Genomic DNA, 15,182 nt, shown 5'->3' with positions numbered 1-15,182 from the left:
ATCATGACGCAACACGCAATTCTCCGTACCGGCATGGTGCTCACGCTCGCCGCGGTGCTGGCCGGCTGCTCTCTGGCGCCGACCCATGAACGTCCGGCCGCGCCGATCGCGGCGCAGTGGCCGGGACAGGGCGCGGCCGACGCCGCGCCGGCGTCGGCCGCGGCCACCCTGAACTGGCAGGACTTCATCGTCGACGCCGATCTGCGCAAGCTGATCGACATGGCGCTGGCGAACAATCGCGACCTGCGCCAGACGCTCCTGAATGTGCAGGCCGCGCGCGCCCAATACCGCGTGCAGCGTGCCGACCGCCTGCCCGGCATCGAGGCGCAGGGCAGCGGCACGCGCCAGCGCGTGCCCGCCGACCTGAGCGCGACCCAGCAGTCGCAGGTGCACTCGCAATGGCAGGCAGGCGTGGGCCTGGCCGCGTTCGAGATCGATCTGTTCGGTCGCGTGCGCAACCTGTCCGAATCGGCGCTGCAGGAGTACCTCGCCACCGAAAGCGGCGCACGCAGCGCCGAGATCACGCTCGTGGCCGAAGTCGTGCAGGCCTACCTGACGCGCGACGGCGCACTGCGGCGGCGTCTCCTGACGGCGGACACGCTGCGCACCCGGGAGTCCTCGCTGGGGCTGATCCAGGAGCGCCGCAAGGCCGGAACGGCCACCGCGCTGGACTATCAGGAGGCGCTGGGCCTCACCGAGCAGGCGCGCGCCGAGCTCGAGCGCACGGACCGCGAATTCCGCCAGGCGAGCAATGCGCTGGTGCTGCTGGTCGGCGCGGCGGATCTCGGCCCCTTCCTGCCCCTGCAGCCGGCCACAGGCCCGCTGCTGGTGCAGGACCTGGCCGCCGGCACGCCGTCGGCCCTGCTGGTGCACCGTCCCGACATCCACGCGGCCGAAGCGCGACTGCGGGCACGCAACGCGGACATCGGCGCCGCGCGTGCCGCGTTCTTCCCGCGCATCTCGATCACGGGGTTCCTGGGCAGTTCGAGCGCCGACATCGGCAACCTGTTCGACGCCGGACAGCGCGCATGGAGCTTCGCGCCGCAGTTGTCGCTGCCGATCTTCAGCGGCGGCCGCAACGTGGCCAATCTCGATCTGGCGAGCGTGCGCAAGGATATCGCGGTGGCCGCGTACGAGCAGACCATTCAGACGGCCTTCCGCGAAGTGGCCGATGCCTTGGCCGCCACCGATACCCTGCGCCGCGAGGAGGCGGCGCGCGAGGCGCTGGTGCGCAGCAGCCGCGAGGCCCTGCGCCTGTCCGAGGCGCGCTACAAGGCCGGCGTCGACGACTATCTGCGCTATCTCGACGCGCAGCGCAGCGCCTACACCAACGAAAGCGCCTTCATCGAGACCAGCACGCAGCGGCAGATCGCGTTGTCCACGCTGTTCCGCGCGCTGGGCGGCGGCTGGAACGCGGCCGACGGCGAATCCGCCGCGGCGGATAGCGGGACGATCGAGGCGCCGGCCCGTCCGTCGTGATGGCGCGCTGCGCGCGCCGACAGGAACACGGCCGTCCGCAGCGCGGGCGGCCGTTTGCCCTGAGCGCGACACTTGGCTATGCTGAACCCATCAGCGTGCCGCCTGGCGGCCCGAGGAGGTGTTTATGAGCTTGAGTCCGATCGACCGTATCGGGTCCACGCCGTATCGCATCGACGATCTGCGCACCGACCCGCTGTATCGCAGCCGCGAAGCGGCGCGCCTCGCGCGCGCCGAAGCCACCGGGCGTTTCGATGCCCGCGTCGACACCGTGCAGCCCAAGCCGGTGACGATCCCCGCGCCCGACGTTCCGTCGGTGTCCGTGGATCTCCTGCGCGACACGCATGCCGATGAAACGCTGCATCGCGCCGTGCAAGCCTATCGCGACGAGCAGGCCCAGCTGCAGGCCCGCGCGGACAACGCCAATAACCTCAGCGACATCGACAGCCTGATGGAGCTGCAGCAGTATCGCGTGGCCATGGCCAACCCGCCGCTCAATCCGGCCCAGTTGGCCGCCGCTGCCGGCATGGCGCCGGCCGTGGTGGCGCCCGTCACGCCCGTGCTGGCGTTGCGCAGCACCACCGACGACGCGCTGGCCAACGATCCGGCGGCGCGCGCCCGCGCCAATCGTCCGCGCGGCATCGACGCCTGAGCGCGGCCGCTCAGCGGCTTTCCGCGCGGCCCGCCAGGGCGCACAGGATATCTTCCTTCAATCGCAGCAGCGCCGGCGCTAGGCCGGCCGCGATGCGTGTGCGTTGCGTCGCCGCGTCGTCGACCGGCAGGCTGAAGTTCAATGCCAGCGGGCCGCCGTCGGTCGCGAGCGGCGTGGCGAGCGCCACCACGTTGGGCTGCCAGGATGCCGCGCAGTAATCCGCTTGCGCCACCTCGACGGTGGCCTGGCGGATGTCGCGCGCGATGTCGCGCCACGCGGCGGGCCGATGCGCGGCGCGCAAGGCCCCCAGCAGCGCCTGGCGCGCCGCGGGCGGCAGCGCGGCCAGGTACGCGTGTCCCAGCGATGTGAGTTCGATGGGCACACGCTGGCCCGCCACCACCGTGCGCAACGACGCCTTGCGGTGATAGCGGATCGAATCGAGATAGATCATGTCCAGACGATCGGGGCTCGCGAGCCCGACGTTCACCTTCAGCCTGGCCGAGGCTTCGTGCATGAGCGGCATGGCCGTATGCAGCACCGGTGATGCGGCCCGCATGGCGTGGCCGAGGCTCAGCACGGGCGCGGCCAGACGATAGGCGCGCGCCGACCGGTCGTGCTCCAGGAATCCGCCCGTCACGAGAGTCTGCGTCAGCCGGCTGATGGTGGCCGGAGACAGGCCGGTGCGTTCGGCGAGCTCGCTGTTGCCGAGCAGATCGGTGCCGGGCCGGAAGGCGCGCAGGATCTCGATGCCGCGTTCCAGCGAGCGGTTCTGTCCGGGTCCGTCGAAGCGCGCTGCGCGCGCGGGGAGGGTGCTCATTGCAATTCCATTCTGTGGAAATAGCTGGGTGTGCGCTCCGACTTTAGCGCGTACTGTGGTCGGCATGCCAGCGCGGCCGGCGATGACCGGCACGCGCCTCACCACGGAGACCATCATGCCCACCTTCGACTTCATCGACCTGCGCACGCAGGACGGGGTCGCCACCCTCACGCTCAACCGTCCCGACAAGCGCAATGCCTTCACGGACGCGATGCGCGCCGAATTCGTCGCCGCCCTGCAATGGGTAGCCGGTGAACGCGCCGTGCGCGCGCTCGTGCTGACGGGCGCGGGCAAGGGATTCTGCGCGGGTGGCGACGTCGCCGGCATGCAGCAGCGCATGGAGGCCCCCGCGGGCGAAGTGGCCTTCAATGGCTGGTCGCGCCAACAGACCGTGCACCAGGCGGTGAGCCTGCTGTTTCACATGCCCAAGCCCACCATCGCCGCCGTGAATGGCGCGGCGGCGGGATTGGGCGCCGACACCGCGCTCGCGTGCGATTTCGTGCTGGCGTCCGAGGAGGCCTCGTTCGCGTGGAGCTACATCGCACGCGGCCTGATTCCCGATGGCGGCGGCATGTACTTCCTGCCGCGCCGCGTGGGCCTGGCGCGCGCGAAGGAGCTGATCTACAGCGGTCGCAAGGTCGACGCCGGCGAGGCGCTGGCCCTCGGGGTGGCCGACCGGCTCGCGCCGCCCGCCACCTTGCTGGCGGAGGCCCAGGCGTGGGCGGCATCGCTGTCGCAGGGCTCGGCCACCGCGCTGGCGCTGGGCAAGTCCATCCTGAATCAGAGCTTCGAGCTGTCCGCCGAACAGGTCTTTGCCATGGGCAGCCAGGCCCAGGGCATCTGCTACACCAGCAGCGAGCACCGCGAGTCGGTGACGGCGTTTCTCGCGCGCATGGCGCAGGCGCGGGAGGCACGGCAATGAGCCTCTGGCAACGACTCATGACACCGCGCAGCGTGGCGGTGATCGGCGCCTCGGCGGACCCGGCCAAGACGTCCGGGCGGCCCGTGCGGTATCTGCTGAAGCACGGCTACGGCGGCCGCATCTATCCGGTCAATCCGCGCGTGGCCGAGATCGAGGGCTTGCGCTGCTATCCCGATATCGCCGCTTTGCCGGAGGCACCCGACGTGGCGCTGGTGCTGCTGGGCGCGGAGCGCACGCAGCAGGCCGTGCGCGAACTGGCGGCGCGCGGCACCGGCGCCGCCATCGTGCTTGCCAGCGGCTATGCCGAAGCGGGCAAGCAGGGCGAGCGGCGTCAGCGCGAATTGCGCGAGGCGGCGGGCGCCATGCGCATCCTCGGGCCCAACACGATCGGGCTGGTCAACCTGACCGACCGCATCACGCTGTCGGCCAGTGGCGCGCTCGACGCGGGCGAACTGCTCGCCGGCAGCATCGGGTTGGTGTCGCAGAGCGGCGGCATCCTGGGTGCCCTGCTATCGCGTGCCACGGCGCGCGGGATCGGCTTTTCACGCCTGATTTCGACCAGCAATGAAGTGGATCTGGACCTGGCCGACTTCGTCGACATGCTGGCCGATGACCCGGCCACGCGCGTGATCGCGCTTTACGTGGAGAGCATCCGCGATCCGGCCGCGTTCCGGCGCGCCGCGCAGAAGGCGGCGCGGGCGGGCAAGCCCGTGGTGGCGTTCAAGATCGGCCGCTCCGAATCGGGAGCGCGCGCGGCGGCCTCGCATACCGGCGCGCTCGCGGGTGCCGACCGGGTCTACGACGCCCTGTTCGCGCAGGCCGGCATCCTGCGTGCACAGACCTTCTCCGACCTGCTCGACATGCCCGCGGCATTGGCGACGGGGCGTCCGCTGACGGGCTCGCGCGTGGCGGTACTGACCTCCACCGGCGGCGCCGGCACCCTGTTGGCCGACAGCCTGGGCCTGGCGGGTTTCGAGCTGCCCGCGCCGACGACCGACACGGCGGCCGCGTTGCGGGCGCTGCAGGACGGCGATCACGCCGTGCTGGACCGCAATCCGATCGACGTGACGCTCGCCGGCCTGCAGCCCGATCTGCTGCGTCGCGTGCTGCGCGTGCTGCTCGATAGCCCCGACTACGACGCGTTGGTCGTGATCGTGGGATCGTCCGGCGTGGCACGTCCGGAGCTCATGGCCGAGGCGCTGCGCGATTCGATCGGCGAGGGCGGCAAGCCGGTGCTCGCCTACGTCAGTCCGCATGCCCCGGCCGCTGCCGAGGTGCTGGGCCGCTTCGGTATCGCCGCGTTTCACGCGCCCGAGAGTCTGGGCGCGGCGATGGCCGCGCTGCGCCACGCGCACGAGATGGCCGCGCGGGCGCGCGACGAGGCTCCTGGCAGGCCGCCACGCGCGCTGCCCGCGGACCTGCCCTCGGGCACGCTCGATGAGGCGCGGTCCAAAGCGCTGTTCGCGCATTACGGGGTGCCGGGTGTGCGCGAGCGCATCGTGCACGATGCCGGCCAGGCGCGCGCGGCCGCCGCCGAGCTCGGACCCAGGGTCGCGCTCAAGCTGCTGTCGGCGCGGATCACGCACAAGACCGAGATGGGCGGCGTGCGGCTGGGCGAAACCGTGGACAGCGTGGGCGCGAGCCTGGACGAGATGCGCCAGGCGGTGCGCTCGCAAGCCGGTTTCGAGCCCGACGCCTTTCTCGTGCAGGAAATGGCGAGCGGGGTGGCCGAACTCATTCTCGGCGTACGCAGGGATGCGCTCGGCACCGCGCTCCTGATCGGCATGGGCGGCGTCGTGGCCGAACTGGTTCGCGACACGGCGCTGTTGCTGTTGCCCGAAGCGGGCGCGGCTTTGCGTGCCGAGCAGGTGCGCGAGGCGCTGCACGGCCTGAAAACCTGGCCGTTGCTGGACGGCTACCGGGGCCGCCCGCCGGCCGACGTGGATGCGCTGGTCGAGGCGGTGCTGGCATTTGCCGAGATGGCGCAGGCGCTGGGTCCGCGCCTGGTCGAGGCCGAAATCAATCCCCTGTTCGTCAGGGCGCGCGGGCAGGGCGTACTGGCCGCCGATGGCGTGGCCGTGCTCGCCGATTCCGACATCGCACCCTGATCCGCAACAACGACATCGATACCGGCCAGTGACCGCTCAGAACGGCACGGCTCAACCGGAGACAAACCATGAAGCAATCTCTTTTCCTGCGCCGCGCCCTCACGGTGGCGGCCCTGTGCGCCGCGCCGCTCCTGGGCGGTGCCACCGCGCAGGCTCAGTATCCCGAGCGGCCCCTGCGCATCGTGGTGCCGTTCACACCGGGCGGCGGGACCGACATCGTGGCCAGACAGCTCGCGAAGGAGCTCGGCACGGACCTGGGCCAGACCGTGGTGGTGGAAAACCGGCCCGGCGGCAGCACGATCATCGGTACCGACAATGTGGCCAAGAGCGCGCCGGACGGCTATACGCTGCTGATGGCGACCTTCGCCCATGCCGTGAACCCGGCGATCCAGGACAAGCTGCCGTACGACACCGATCGCGCCTTCGCGCCGGTGGCGTTGATCGGAAAGTCGCCGAACATCCTGGTGGTGGCGGCCAAGTCGCGCTATCGCAGCGTGGCGGATCTGTTGGCGGACGCGCGGGCCAATCCGGGCAAGCTGACGTTCGGTTCGTATGGCAACGGCACGTCTGCGCATCTGGCGGGGGAGCTGTTCAAGCGGCAGGGCAAGCTCGACATCCTGCATGTGCCGTACAAGGGCGCGGGCCCCGCCATCAACGATCTGATCGGCGGCCAGATCGACATGATCTTCTCCACCTCGGCCAGCGTGAGCGGGCAGATCAAGAATGGCCAGTTGCGCGCGCTTGCCGTGACGACGCGGGATCGATCGCCCCTGTATCCCGACGTGCCCACGGTTGCCGAGGCGGGCCTGCCGGATTACTACGTCGACAGCTGGTATGGCGTGTTCGCGCCGGCCGGCACCCCCGCCGCCATCGTTGAGCGCCTGAACCAGGGCATACGCGCGGCGGCGGCAAAGCCCGATTTCCGCGGTGCGCTCGAACTCGAAGGTCTGGTCCCGGAGGTGGGCGATGCGGCCCAGCTGGGCGCCTATGTGGAGGCCGAAGAGAAGCGGTGGGCCGAGATCGTGCGCGCCGGCAATCTCAAGGCGGCGCCCTGATCCGCGCGCGGGGTGCCGTGCCGCCAGGCACGGCACATGCTGTACAGACTCCGACCGTCTAGGCACAGGAGTCGATACGATGGAGAAGCGAGAGAAGCGCAAGATCGGAAAACGCTGGATGTTCGGCGCCCTGATCGTGATCGGGGTGGGCGTGGCGATGTCGGATCTCGCCTATAACCGGATGAAGGGTGACACGGCGCCCGCTGCGATTCCCTGCGCGGTCGCCAATCAATCGGGCCAGCCCGTGGAGTTCCGTTTCGGCGAAGCGCAACCGCTGCGTGCCGAGCCGGGCACCACGTCCACCGCGCGCGATACGGGGCAATGCAGCTACGCGGCGCGCAAGGGGAATGACCCGGTGGCGCTCGAATGGCGCGTTGCCGACGCGCAGGGCGCCGAAGGCAAGTGGCGCCAGACCACGCTCGCCGCGAAGCGCCCCGACGATCCCGCCATGCTGCTGCTGCGCTTCACCGAGGACAAGAAGGCGGAGGCACGCTTCGCCGATGCGTCCGAGGTGCCCAGCGCACCCGCCAACCTGGATCCCGCGCTGTGGACGCGCGGCGATTGGACCAAGGGCTGATCCCCGAGGGTCGACAGGACTGCCCTGAGTCTCCTGCCGGAGGCGCCGGCCGTCTGCTGAGCCGGTGAGGCGATACCAAAGTATCGGTTCACCGGCTTTCCGCACATTCCGACGATCCCAACGCGCCGTGGCCTCGCACCGGGGCCGGGTGTACTGTTCGCCGCGTCCCCTCGCGTTGCGGCAGCGCTCTCTTCGCCACCTTCGCGCGGGCCTTCAACCCGGATCGCGGAGGGTGCGTCATGGTCGATCTTGCTCGCGTTGCGTACAACGCCCGCGCCGCGGCGCTGCCGCGCGCACGCCTCTCGCCCTCCTGGGCCGACGCGCTGGCCTTCCTGCTGTTGGCCGCGCTGATGGCGCTGGCCGGCTATGGCCTGGCGCACATGCGGATGCCGCTCGCCGCGTTGCAGGCCGAGCCCGTGGTGCTCGATCCCGCCCGCCTGCCGTTCTATGCACTGCTCACGACGCTGCGGATGTTCGCGGCGCTGGCGGTCTCCCTGCTGTTCACCTTCGTGGTCGGCACGCTGGCGGCCCGCAGCCGGCGCGCGGCGAGGGTGATCGTCCCGGCGCTCGACGTGCTGCAGTCGGTGCCGGTGCTCGGTTTCCTGTCGTTCACGGTCACGTTCTTCATGGGCTGGTTTCCTGGCAACCAACTGGGCGTGGAGTGCGCGGCCGTGTTCGCCATCTTCACGAGCCAGGCCTGGAACATGACCTTCGGCTTCTATCAGTCCCTGCGCACCGTGCCCGCGGATCTCGCGGCCGTCGCGACGCAGTTCGGCTTTTCGCGCCGGCAGCGCTTCCTGCGCCTGGAGTTGCCGTTCGCCGTGCCCGGCCTGGTCTGGAACACGATGATGTCGATGTCGGGCGGCTGGTTCTTCGTCGTCGCCTCGGAGGCCATCACCGTGGGCGACACCACCGTCGCGCTGCCGGGGCTGGGCTCGTGGCTCGCCCAGGCCATCGCGCACGAGAACATGCTGGCCGTGGCGCAGGCGGTCGGCGCCATGGCGGTGGTGATCCTGCTGTACGACCAGCTCGTGTTCCGGCCCGTCGTCGTCTGGGCGGACAAGTTTCGCGTGGAGCTCACCGCATCATCGGCGCGTCCGCGCTCGTGGATGTACACCCTCATCCAGCGCACGCGCTGGCTGCGGTTGCCGTTCGCCATGCTGGCCCGGGCGGCGTGCTGGCTCGCGGAAACGCCGCTCCGCTGGCCGGTGCCGGTGCGGGGATCGCGGCGCGCGCCGGTCGAGCCCTGGCGCACCCTGATGCGTGTGGCCGCGGTCCGGGCCTCGTCGCCCGCCCCGGCGCGCGGCGCGTCCGCGGCGCGCGGTACGCGGGGTGGGGTTGCGATGGCCGCTGCCGCCGCGCTCGTCACGCTGTATCTGCTGTGGCGCACGCCGCTCGATGTGGCGCAGGTCGGGCACGTGCTCGGGCTGGGCGCGCTCACGCTGTTGCGCGTCACGGTGCTGCTGGTGCTGGCCAGCGTGATCTGGGTGCCCATCGGTGTGTGGATCGGCCTGCGGCCGGCGTGGGCGGGCCGCGTGCAGCCCCTCGCGCAATTCCTGGCCGCGTTTCCGGCCAATGTGCTGTTTCCGTTCGCCGTGATGGCCATCGTCGGCGGCGGGCTCGATCCCGAGATCTGGCTCTCGCCGCTCATGATTCTCGGCACGCAGTGGTACATCCTGTTCAACGTGATCGCGGGCGCCAGCGCCATCCCGGCGGATCTGAAGGATGCCGCGCGCATGCTCGGATTGCGCGGCTGGCAGCGGTGGCGGCGTCTGCTGCTGCCCGCCATCCTGCCGTTCTACGTGACCGGCGCGCTCACGGCCGCCGGCGGATCCTGGAATGCCAGCATCGTGGCCGAATCGATTCAATGGGGCGAGCGCCACCTGACGGCGACCGGGCTGGGCGCCTGGATCGCACACGCGACCGAAGCGGGCCAGCCCGCCGCCGTCGCATTGGGCGTCATCGTGATGAGCGTGTACGTGCTCGCGTTCACGCACTTGCTGTGGCGTCCTCTCTACCGGCTGGCGGAGCGCCGCTGCCGTCTCGATGGATGAAGGAGACCGACATGAGGAACGATCGCGATGTACTGCTGGCGGTGCGCGGCCTGCGCCACGCCTATGGCCGCGACGACGGCCCGCAACGCGTGGTGCTCGATGGTGTGGACATGGACGTGGCCGACGGCGAGATCGTCGGGTTGCTCGGACGCTCGGGTTCGGGCAAGTCCACGTTGTTGCGCGCCATCGCCGGCCTGATCTCGCCGGCCCGGGGCCTGATTTCGCACGCCGACGATCTGCGCCTGGCCATGGTGTTTCAGAGCTTCGCGCTCTTTCCGTGGCTGACGGTGCTGGAGAACGTCGAGACGGGGCTGCAGGCACGCCATATCCCGGCGCCCGCCCGCCGGCAGCGCGCGCTGCAAGCCATCGACCTGATCGGCCTGGACGGCTTCGAGAATGCCTATCCCAAGGAACTGTCGGGCGGCATGCGGCAACGCGTCGGCCTGGCGCGTGCGCTGGTGGTCGACCCGGGGATCCTGCTGCTCGACGAGCCGTTCTCGGCGCTGGACGTGCTGACCGCCGAAACGCTGCGCACCGACCTGCTCGCCCTGTGGCAGCGCGGCGAGATGGCGATCCGCGCCATGCTGATGGTGACGCACAACATCGAAGAGGCCGTGTTGATGTGCGATCGCGTGCTGCTGTTCTCGTCCAATCCGGGGCGCGTCGCCGCCGAGCTGCGCATCGATCTGCCGCGTCCGCGCGATCGTCAATCACCCGCGTTTCGTGCGCTGGTCGAGGACATCTACGTGCGCATGACGGCGCCCGACGATGCACCGCCGCAGGCGCCGGCCGGCGCCGCGGGCGGGCTCGTCACGCCGCTCAAGCCGGTATCGACCAACGCGCTGGCCGGTCTGATGGAGGCGCTGGCCGCGCCGCCCTATGGCGGCAAGGCCGATCTGCCACAGCTCGCAGCGGCCCTGCGCTACGATGCCGACACCTTGTTTCCGATCGCGGAAGCCATGCAGCAGTTGCGCTTCGCGCGGCTGGACCAGGGCGACCTGCGCCTGCTGGATGCGGCGCAGCGTTATGTGCGCGCCGACACCGACGCGCGCAAGCAGTTGTTCGCGCAACACCTTCTGGGATATGTGCCCATCGTGGCGCACATCCGGCGCGTGCTCGATGACCGCGCCACGCACGAAGCGCCGGCCAGCCGTTTCCGCGATGAGCTGGAAGACCACATGACCGAAGACTGCGCCGAGCGGACGCTGCAGGCGGCGATTCAATGGGGCCGCTACGCCGAACTCTATGCCTACGAAGACGAAACCGGCCGCTTCACGCTCGACAATCCCGCCTGAGCGCCGCGCCGCTACACTCTGCCTCATTCCGTCCGTGCGACGACCGGGCTTCGTGAGCGATTGATATGAACACCCCTCGGATGATCGATGGCACGCGCCGGCCCCGCCTGCTGCCCCGGGTCGCGCTGATCGGCGGCCTGATGGCCGGCGTGTTCATCGCCGACACGGTCACGCGCCTCGAGATCGCGGTCGCGGTGTTTTACGTGCTGGTGATCCTGCTCGCCGTATGGCTGTTGCCCCGGCGCGGCGTGGTACTGAGCGCGGCGACCAGCATCGTGCTGACGCTGCTCAGCATGGCGATCACCGCGTGGGGCGAGCGCATGCATGAATCGGGGTTCATCAACGGGGCGATCAGCATCGCCGCGATCGGCATCACCACCTTGCTCGCGCTGAAGCTGGTTGCCGCACAGGCGGCGGCGCACGAGGCCCGCGCCCAGCTGCTGCGCGTGGCACGCATCCGCAGCCTGGGCGAGCTCACCACGTCGATCGCCCACGAGGTCAATCAGCCGCTGGCCGCGATCTCGGCCAGTGCCAACGCCGCGCTGCGCTGGCTGCGCATGGAGCCGCCCAATCTGGAGCGCGCCGAGCGCACGGCCGAGCGCATCGTGCTGGATGCCGAGCGCGCCAGCGAGGTCATCACGCGCGTGCGCCGGCTCTCGCGCAACGAAGCCCCGCAACGACAGACGCTGGACATCAACGCGATCCTGCTCGAGTCAGTGTCGTTGGCACGCGGCGAGATCGACCGGCACGACATCGCGCTCTCGGTCGACCTGGAGGAGGGCCTGCCACCGGTGCTGGCCGATCCCGTGCAACTGCAGCAGGTGTTGGGTAATCTCATTCTGAACGCGATCGAGGCGATGGACGGGGCGCCGCGGCGGCATCTGGCCATCCGCTCGCAGCACGCGCCAGGCGGCGTTGCGTTTGCCGTGACCGACAGCGGGCCGGGCTTGGGGCCGGAGGTGCGGGCGCATCTGTTCGACGCGTTCTGGACCACCAAGGAAGGCGGTACCGGCCTGGGGCTGACACTGTGTCGCGCGATCGTCGAGGCGCAGGGCGGCACGATCGAGGTGGCGTCTCCGGAGGGCGCCGGCGCCTCGTTTCGCGTATCGTTGCCAGGCAACCCAGGAGCATCGTCATGAGCCTCTCCCTCCCCGGCCCCGGCCCCGATGCCGATACCCCGCTCGTGCATGTCATCGACGACGACGCCAGCGTGCGCGCGGCCCTCGAAGACCTGTTCAGTTCGGTGGGCATGCAGGCCGAGACGCATGCCTCGGTACAGGCGTTTTTAGCGGCGCCGCGGCCCGACCGCCCGGGATGTCTGGTGCTGGACGTGCGCATGCCCGGCCAGAGCGGTCTGGATTTTCATCGCGAGATGGATGCCTTGGGCATCGCACTGCCCGTCGTGTTCGTCACCGGCCATGGCGATGTGGCCATGTCGGTCGGCGCGATGAAGCGCGGCGCGGTCGACTTCCTGACCAAACCGTTTCGCGAGCAGGACCTGCTCGATGCGATCCATCAGGCGGTGCAGCGTGACCGGCAGCGTCGCGTCCGGCAGCATGCGCACGACACCCTGCGCGCACGCTGGTCGTCCTTGTCGGAGGGCGAGCGCGAGGTGATGGCGCTCGTCGTGGAAGGCCTGCTCAACAAACAGGCGGCCGATCGCCTCGGGCTGAGCGAGGTGACGGTCAAGGTGCGCCGTGGCAACGTGATGCGCAAGATGGAAGCGGATTCGCTCGCGGATCTGGTGCGCATGGCCGAGGCCCTGAAGCACGGCCCGGGTGCCGATCACGGCTGAGGCGCCCGCGCGTCGGCACGGACGACTCAGTGCGGCGCGAGCATGCCCGGTGCGCCGTTCAGGCCGAGTGCCTGCTCGCCCAGGCGCTCGAGCTTGGCCTCGAGCTCGAGATACTTGCGCATGATGCGGCGTCGGTTCATCGACTTGCTCCACGCGTAGAGCGGCAGCGCCTGCTTCGGCCCGTAGCCGTCCACCAGATACAGCCCCGACTTGCCTTCGGCATTGCGGCCGACCACGATGTTGCGCGCCCCGACATCGTTGAAAACGACGTGCGCGTCGATCAGCGCCTCGAAGAATGCCCGCACCTCGGCGCGCAGCGCCGGCGCGAAGCCCTGATCCTTGACGACCTGATGCAGGGTCGGGGCCATCGCGCCCTGATCGTCCACGATCTTTTCGACCGCGAGCCCGAGTCCGTGCGTGGTGTTGACCAGGCCCGCGATCCGGGCCAGCAAGACGTTGCCCTCCAGCCCGCCGTGCTGCACGGTGGTGGACACGTACTCGATCAGTTCCGTGAGAAAGACGCGGTGCGCCTGCTCGCGATGAAATTTCTTGTGCCAGCGCACGCGCCGGCCCGGCTCGCGGGCGCGCGAGCCATTCACGATCTTGATCAGCAGGTTCCGGTCATGCGGGTGCTCGTACACATCCCGTTCGCTGCCCGAGGCGACGAGCGGCGTCGTGCTCAGGTCGAGCACGCCAAACGCGTTCGGCACCGTCGAGATGGCGAACGCCTGCGCAAGCAGGTCTGCAGGGGGCGGTGTGAGGGGGCTCTGGACGATCGGCGTCGCGAGCGGCGGTGCGGAGGAGGGCATGGCGTTCTCGGCGCGGGCGGCGATGGCTGCCCGCGCGTTGACTGAAATGTGAAATTTTCGTGAAATTTGGTCTCACGTTACTGCCATCCGGGCCTCATTGCAAACGTGTGACAGCGGGCGCGCCCGCGCGTTGTACGGCGGCATCGATCAGCAGCATGACGACCAGCGACGCGCCCACCAGCGGAAACACACAGCCACCAATGATCATCAGCACCATCACCCCGCGCAGGGCGGCCCGCTGCTTGGGCAGGGGCGGGATGCCGAGGCCGCCGACGGGCCGGCGTTTCCACCACATGGCGACGCCGCCCACGCACATCAGCACCATCGCCAGGCAGGCGAGCGCGAGCACGATCTGATTGATCCGGCCGTACTCCTGGCCCATGTGCACATTGATACCCCATTCCAGGCCGCGACCGAGCGGCCCGTAATCGGCATAGCTCATGTCCAGCAGCGGCTTGCCGCTGTACTGGTCCAGGTGCACCACGCGCTGGCGGGCCAGGTCGTTGGGATAGACCGAACCCGTATAGACCGCCGTGGCGCTGGTGGGCAGGTTGACCACATAGCCCGGCGCCAGGCCGAGCCGGGTGAACGCGGCGACCGCGGCGTCCAGGCCGATGGGGGGTGGAGCGCCCGCGGGGCGCGCCTGTTCGGGCGGCGGCGCCTGGCCGTGATCGTGCGCGATCTCGGCGTCCGCCCGAGCCTGGCCATGGTCGTGCCCGGCGTCGTCGCCGTGCCCTTGCGCGTGGCCCGCGCCATGGTCGTGCCCGGCACCGGGCTGCGACATCGGCATGCGCGCCTGTTCCAGCGACCACGTCGTCTTGCCGGCGTCGGCCAGACGGGCATCCGACATGGGCACGTTGACGCGCACGCCGCTGGGATAGCCGAAGTTGTTGCCATTGGCCCATTGATTGACCTTGGCGCCCCACACGATGGACCAGGGCATGCCCGTGAGCGCCAGGAACAGGATGAAGAACGCCGCGAAGGCGCCCGCCACCGCGTGGAGGTCGCGCCAGAACACGCGCTGCCCCGGCGTGCCGCGCACCGTCACGACCCCCTGCCGGCGCCCGCGCGGCCACCACAGGTACAGGCCCGTCAGCACCAGCAGGATGGTCCAGCCGGCCGCGATCTCGATCGCGCCATTGGCGATCGGGCCGAAGAAAGACAGGCTGTGCAGTTGGCGCACGGTCCACATCAGCGTGCCGCGCTCCTCCTGCGCGCCCAGCACCTTGCCCGCGTAGGGGTCGACGAACACCGAGAGATTGGCGCTGTCCTGCGGCCGCAGCACCACGACGGCCGCGCGATCGGGCGCGGCCGGGGGCAGGTACTTCAGCACGCGGCCGGGGTGCGCGCTCTCGGCCCGGGCCACGATGGCCTCGGGCGCGAGCGTGGGCGCCTGCTGGACGGCCACGGTGCGCAGATCGCGGTACCACCAGTCTTCTATTTCGTTGTGGAACAGGTAGAGCGCGCCGGTCACGGCAAGCACGAGCAGAAAGGGCACCACCAGCATGCCGGCATAGAAGTGCCAGCGCCAGACGGCGCGGTAGACCTGCGAGGCCCGCACGGGTTCACGCTCCTGGGGGGCGACGTTGTCGGTCGTCATATCGATACCTCGTTGCGCGCCG

13 protein-coding genes are annotated in these 15,182 nt (G+C 70.0%); 10 read left to right on the top strand and 3 right to left on the bottom strand.

What is annotated here, in order from left to right; all coding sequences use genetic code 11:
* Positions 1-3: 3 nt before the first annotated feature.
* A complete protein-coding gene (locus tag CAL25_RS22405; protein ID WP_249279206.1) occupies positions 4-1,479 on the top strand; it encodes an efflux transporter outer membrane subunit in 1,476 nt (491 codons plus the stop codon).
* A gap of 124 nt (positions 1,480-1,603) precedes the next feature.
* Positions 1,604-2,128 carry a hypothetical protein gene (locus CAL25_RS22400; RefSeq protein WP_094804180.1) on the top strand — a complete coding sequence of 175 codons (525 nt, stop codon included), beginning with the start codon at positions 1,604-1,606 and terminating at the stop codon, positions 2,126-2,128.
* Between the two features lie 10 nt (positions 2,129-2,138).
* Here CAL25_RS22400 and CAL25_RS22395 read toward each other — a convergent pair whose 3' ends face one another.
* The gene (locus tag CAL25_RS22395; RefSeq protein ID WP_094804179.1) at positions 2,139-2,945 is read right to left on the bottom strand and encodes an IclR family transcriptional regulator; all 807 of its coding nucleotides are present in this window, start codon (positions 2,943-2,945) and stop codon (positions 2,139-2,141) included.
* 115 nt (positions 2,946-3,060) lie between these two features.
* Between CAL25_RS22395 and CAL25_RS22390 the strand changes: the two genes are divergently transcribed.
* The 8 genes from CAL25_RS22390 to CAL25_RS22355 all read left to right on the top strand — a co-directional run bounded on the left by CAL25_RS22390 (position 3,061) and on the right by CAL25_RS22355 (position 12,751).
* Positions 3,061-3,867, top strand: coding sequence for an enoyl-CoA hydratase/isomerase family protein (locus CAL25_RS22390; protein ID WP_094804291.1), 807 nt, complete (start codon positions 3,061-3,063; stop codon positions 3,865-3,867).
* Entirely contained in the window at positions 3,864-5,975 is a 2,112-nt protein-coding gene (locus CAL25_RS22385) for an acetate--CoA ligase family protein (RefSeq protein ID WP_094804177.1), read from the top strand. Before CAL25_RS22390 ends, CAL25_RS22385 begins: the two co-directional genes overlap by 4 nt.
* Before the next feature lie 68 nt (positions 5,976-6,043).
* Positions 6,044-7,030 (top strand): tripartite tricarboxylate transporter substrate binding protein, encoded by a 987-nt coding sequence (locus CAL25_RS22380; protein ID WP_094804175.1) that lies wholly within the window; start codon positions 6,044-6,046, stop codon positions 7,028-7,030.
* Between the two features lie 79 nt (positions 7,031-7,109).
* Entirely contained in the window at positions 7,110-7,607 is a 498-nt protein-coding gene (locus CAL25_RS22375) for a hypothetical protein (protein ID WP_094804173.1), read from the top strand.
* 239 nt (positions 7,608-7,846) lie between these two features.
* Complete coding sequence (locus tag CAL25_RS22370; protein WP_094804171.1) at positions 7,847-9,661, top strand: ABC transporter permease; 1,815 nt, start codon at positions 7,847-7,849, stop codon at positions 9,659-9,661.
* 11 nt (positions 9,662-9,672) lie between these two features.
* Complete coding sequence (locus CAL25_RS22365) at positions 9,673-10,956, top strand: ABC transporter ATP-binding protein (protein WP_249279205.1); 1,284 nt, start codon at positions 9,673-9,675, stop codon at positions 10,954-10,956.
* 65 nt (positions 10,957-11,021) lie between these two features.
* Positions 11,022-12,095, top strand: a complete 1,074-nt coding sequence (locus CAL25_RS22360; protein WP_249279204.1) for a sensor histidine kinase — start codon at positions 11,022-11,024, stop codon at positions 12,093-12,095.
* The gene (locus CAL25_RS22355; protein ID WP_094804165.1) at positions 12,092-12,751 is read left to right on the top strand and encodes a response regulator transcription factor; all 660 of its coding nucleotides are present in this window, start codon (positions 12,092-12,094) and stop codon (positions 12,749-12,751) included. The genes CAL25_RS22360 and CAL25_RS22355 overlap by 4 nt, the downstream gene beginning before the upstream one ends.
* A gap of 26 nt (positions 12,752-12,777) precedes the next feature.
* Here CAL25_RS22355 and CAL25_RS22350 read toward each other — a convergent pair whose 3' ends face one another.
* A complete protein-coding gene (locus tag CAL25_RS22350; protein ID WP_094804163.1) occupies positions 12,778-13,560 on the bottom strand; it encodes a YrbL family protein in 783 nt (260 codons plus the stop codon).
* 94 nt (positions 13,561-13,654) lie between these two features.
* Entirely contained in the window at positions 13,655-15,160 is a 1,506-nt protein-coding gene (locus tag CAL25_RS22345) for a PepSY-associated TM helix domain-containing protein (protein ID WP_094804161.1), read from the bottom strand.
* Positions 15,161-15,182: the final 22 nt, after the last annotated feature.

Origin of the sequence: Bordetella genomosp. 5 (assembly GCF_002261315.1) — a bacterium.
Classification (GTDB): domain Bacteria; phylum Pseudomonadota; class Gammaproteobacteria; order Burkholderiales; family Burkholderiaceae_B; genus Bordetella.
This window is presented reverse-complemented; position numbering and strand designations above follow the sequence as displayed.

Bases quoted from the DNA above. Each gene is read 5' to 3' on its own strand.
- CAL25_RS22390 (WP_094804291.1), top strand. From the start codon at position 3,061: ATGCCCACCTTCGACTTCATCGACCTGCGCACGCAGGACGGGGTCGCC.
- CAL25_RS22345 (WP_094804161.1), bottom strand. From the start codon at position 15,160: ATGACGACCGACAACGTCGCCCCCCAGGAGCGTGAACCCGTGCGGGCC.
- CAL25_RS22360 (WP_249279204.1), top strand. From the start codon at position 11,022: ATGAACACCCCTCGGATGATCGATGGCACGCGCCGGCCCCGCCTGCTG.
- CAL25_RS22405 (WP_249279206.1), top strand. From the start codon at position 4: ATGACGCAACACGCAATTCTCCGTACCGGCATGGTGCTCACGCTCGCC.
- CAL25_RS22370 (WP_094804171.1), top strand. From the start codon at position 7,847: ATGGTCGATCTTGCTCGCGTTGCGTACAACGCCCGCGCCGCGGCGCTG.
- CAL25_RS22350 (WP_094804163.1), bottom strand. From the start codon at position 13,560: ATGCCCTCCTCCGCACCGCCGCTCGCGACGCCGATCGTCCAGAGCCCC.
- CAL25_RS22355 (WP_094804165.1), top strand. From the start codon at position 12,092: ATGAGCCTCTCCCTCCCCGGCCCCGGCCCCGATGCCGATACCCCGCTC.
- CAL25_RS22385 (WP_094804177.1), top strand. From the start codon at position 3,864: ATGAGCCTCTGGCAACGACTCATGACACCGCGCAGCGTGGCGGTGATC.
- CAL25_RS22395 (WP_094804179.1), bottom strand. From the start codon at position 2,945: ATGAGCACCCTCCCCGCGCGCGCAGCGCGCTTCGACGGACCCGGACAG.
- CAL25_RS22375 (WP_094804173.1), top strand. From the start codon at position 7,110: ATGGAGAAGCGAGAGAAGCGCAAGATCGGAAAACGCTGGATGTTCGGC.
- CAL25_RS22400 (WP_094804180.1), top strand. From the start codon at position 1,604: ATGAGCTTGAGTCCGATCGACCGTATCGGGTCCACGCCGTATCGCATC.
- CAL25_RS22365 (WP_249279205.1), top strand. From the start codon at position 9,673: ATGAGGAACGATCGCGATGTACTGCTGGCGGTGCGCGGCCTGCGCCAC.
- CAL25_RS22380 (WP_094804175.1), top strand. From the start codon at position 6,044: ATGAAGCAATCTCTTTTCCTGCGCCGCGCCCTCACGGTGGCGGCCCTG.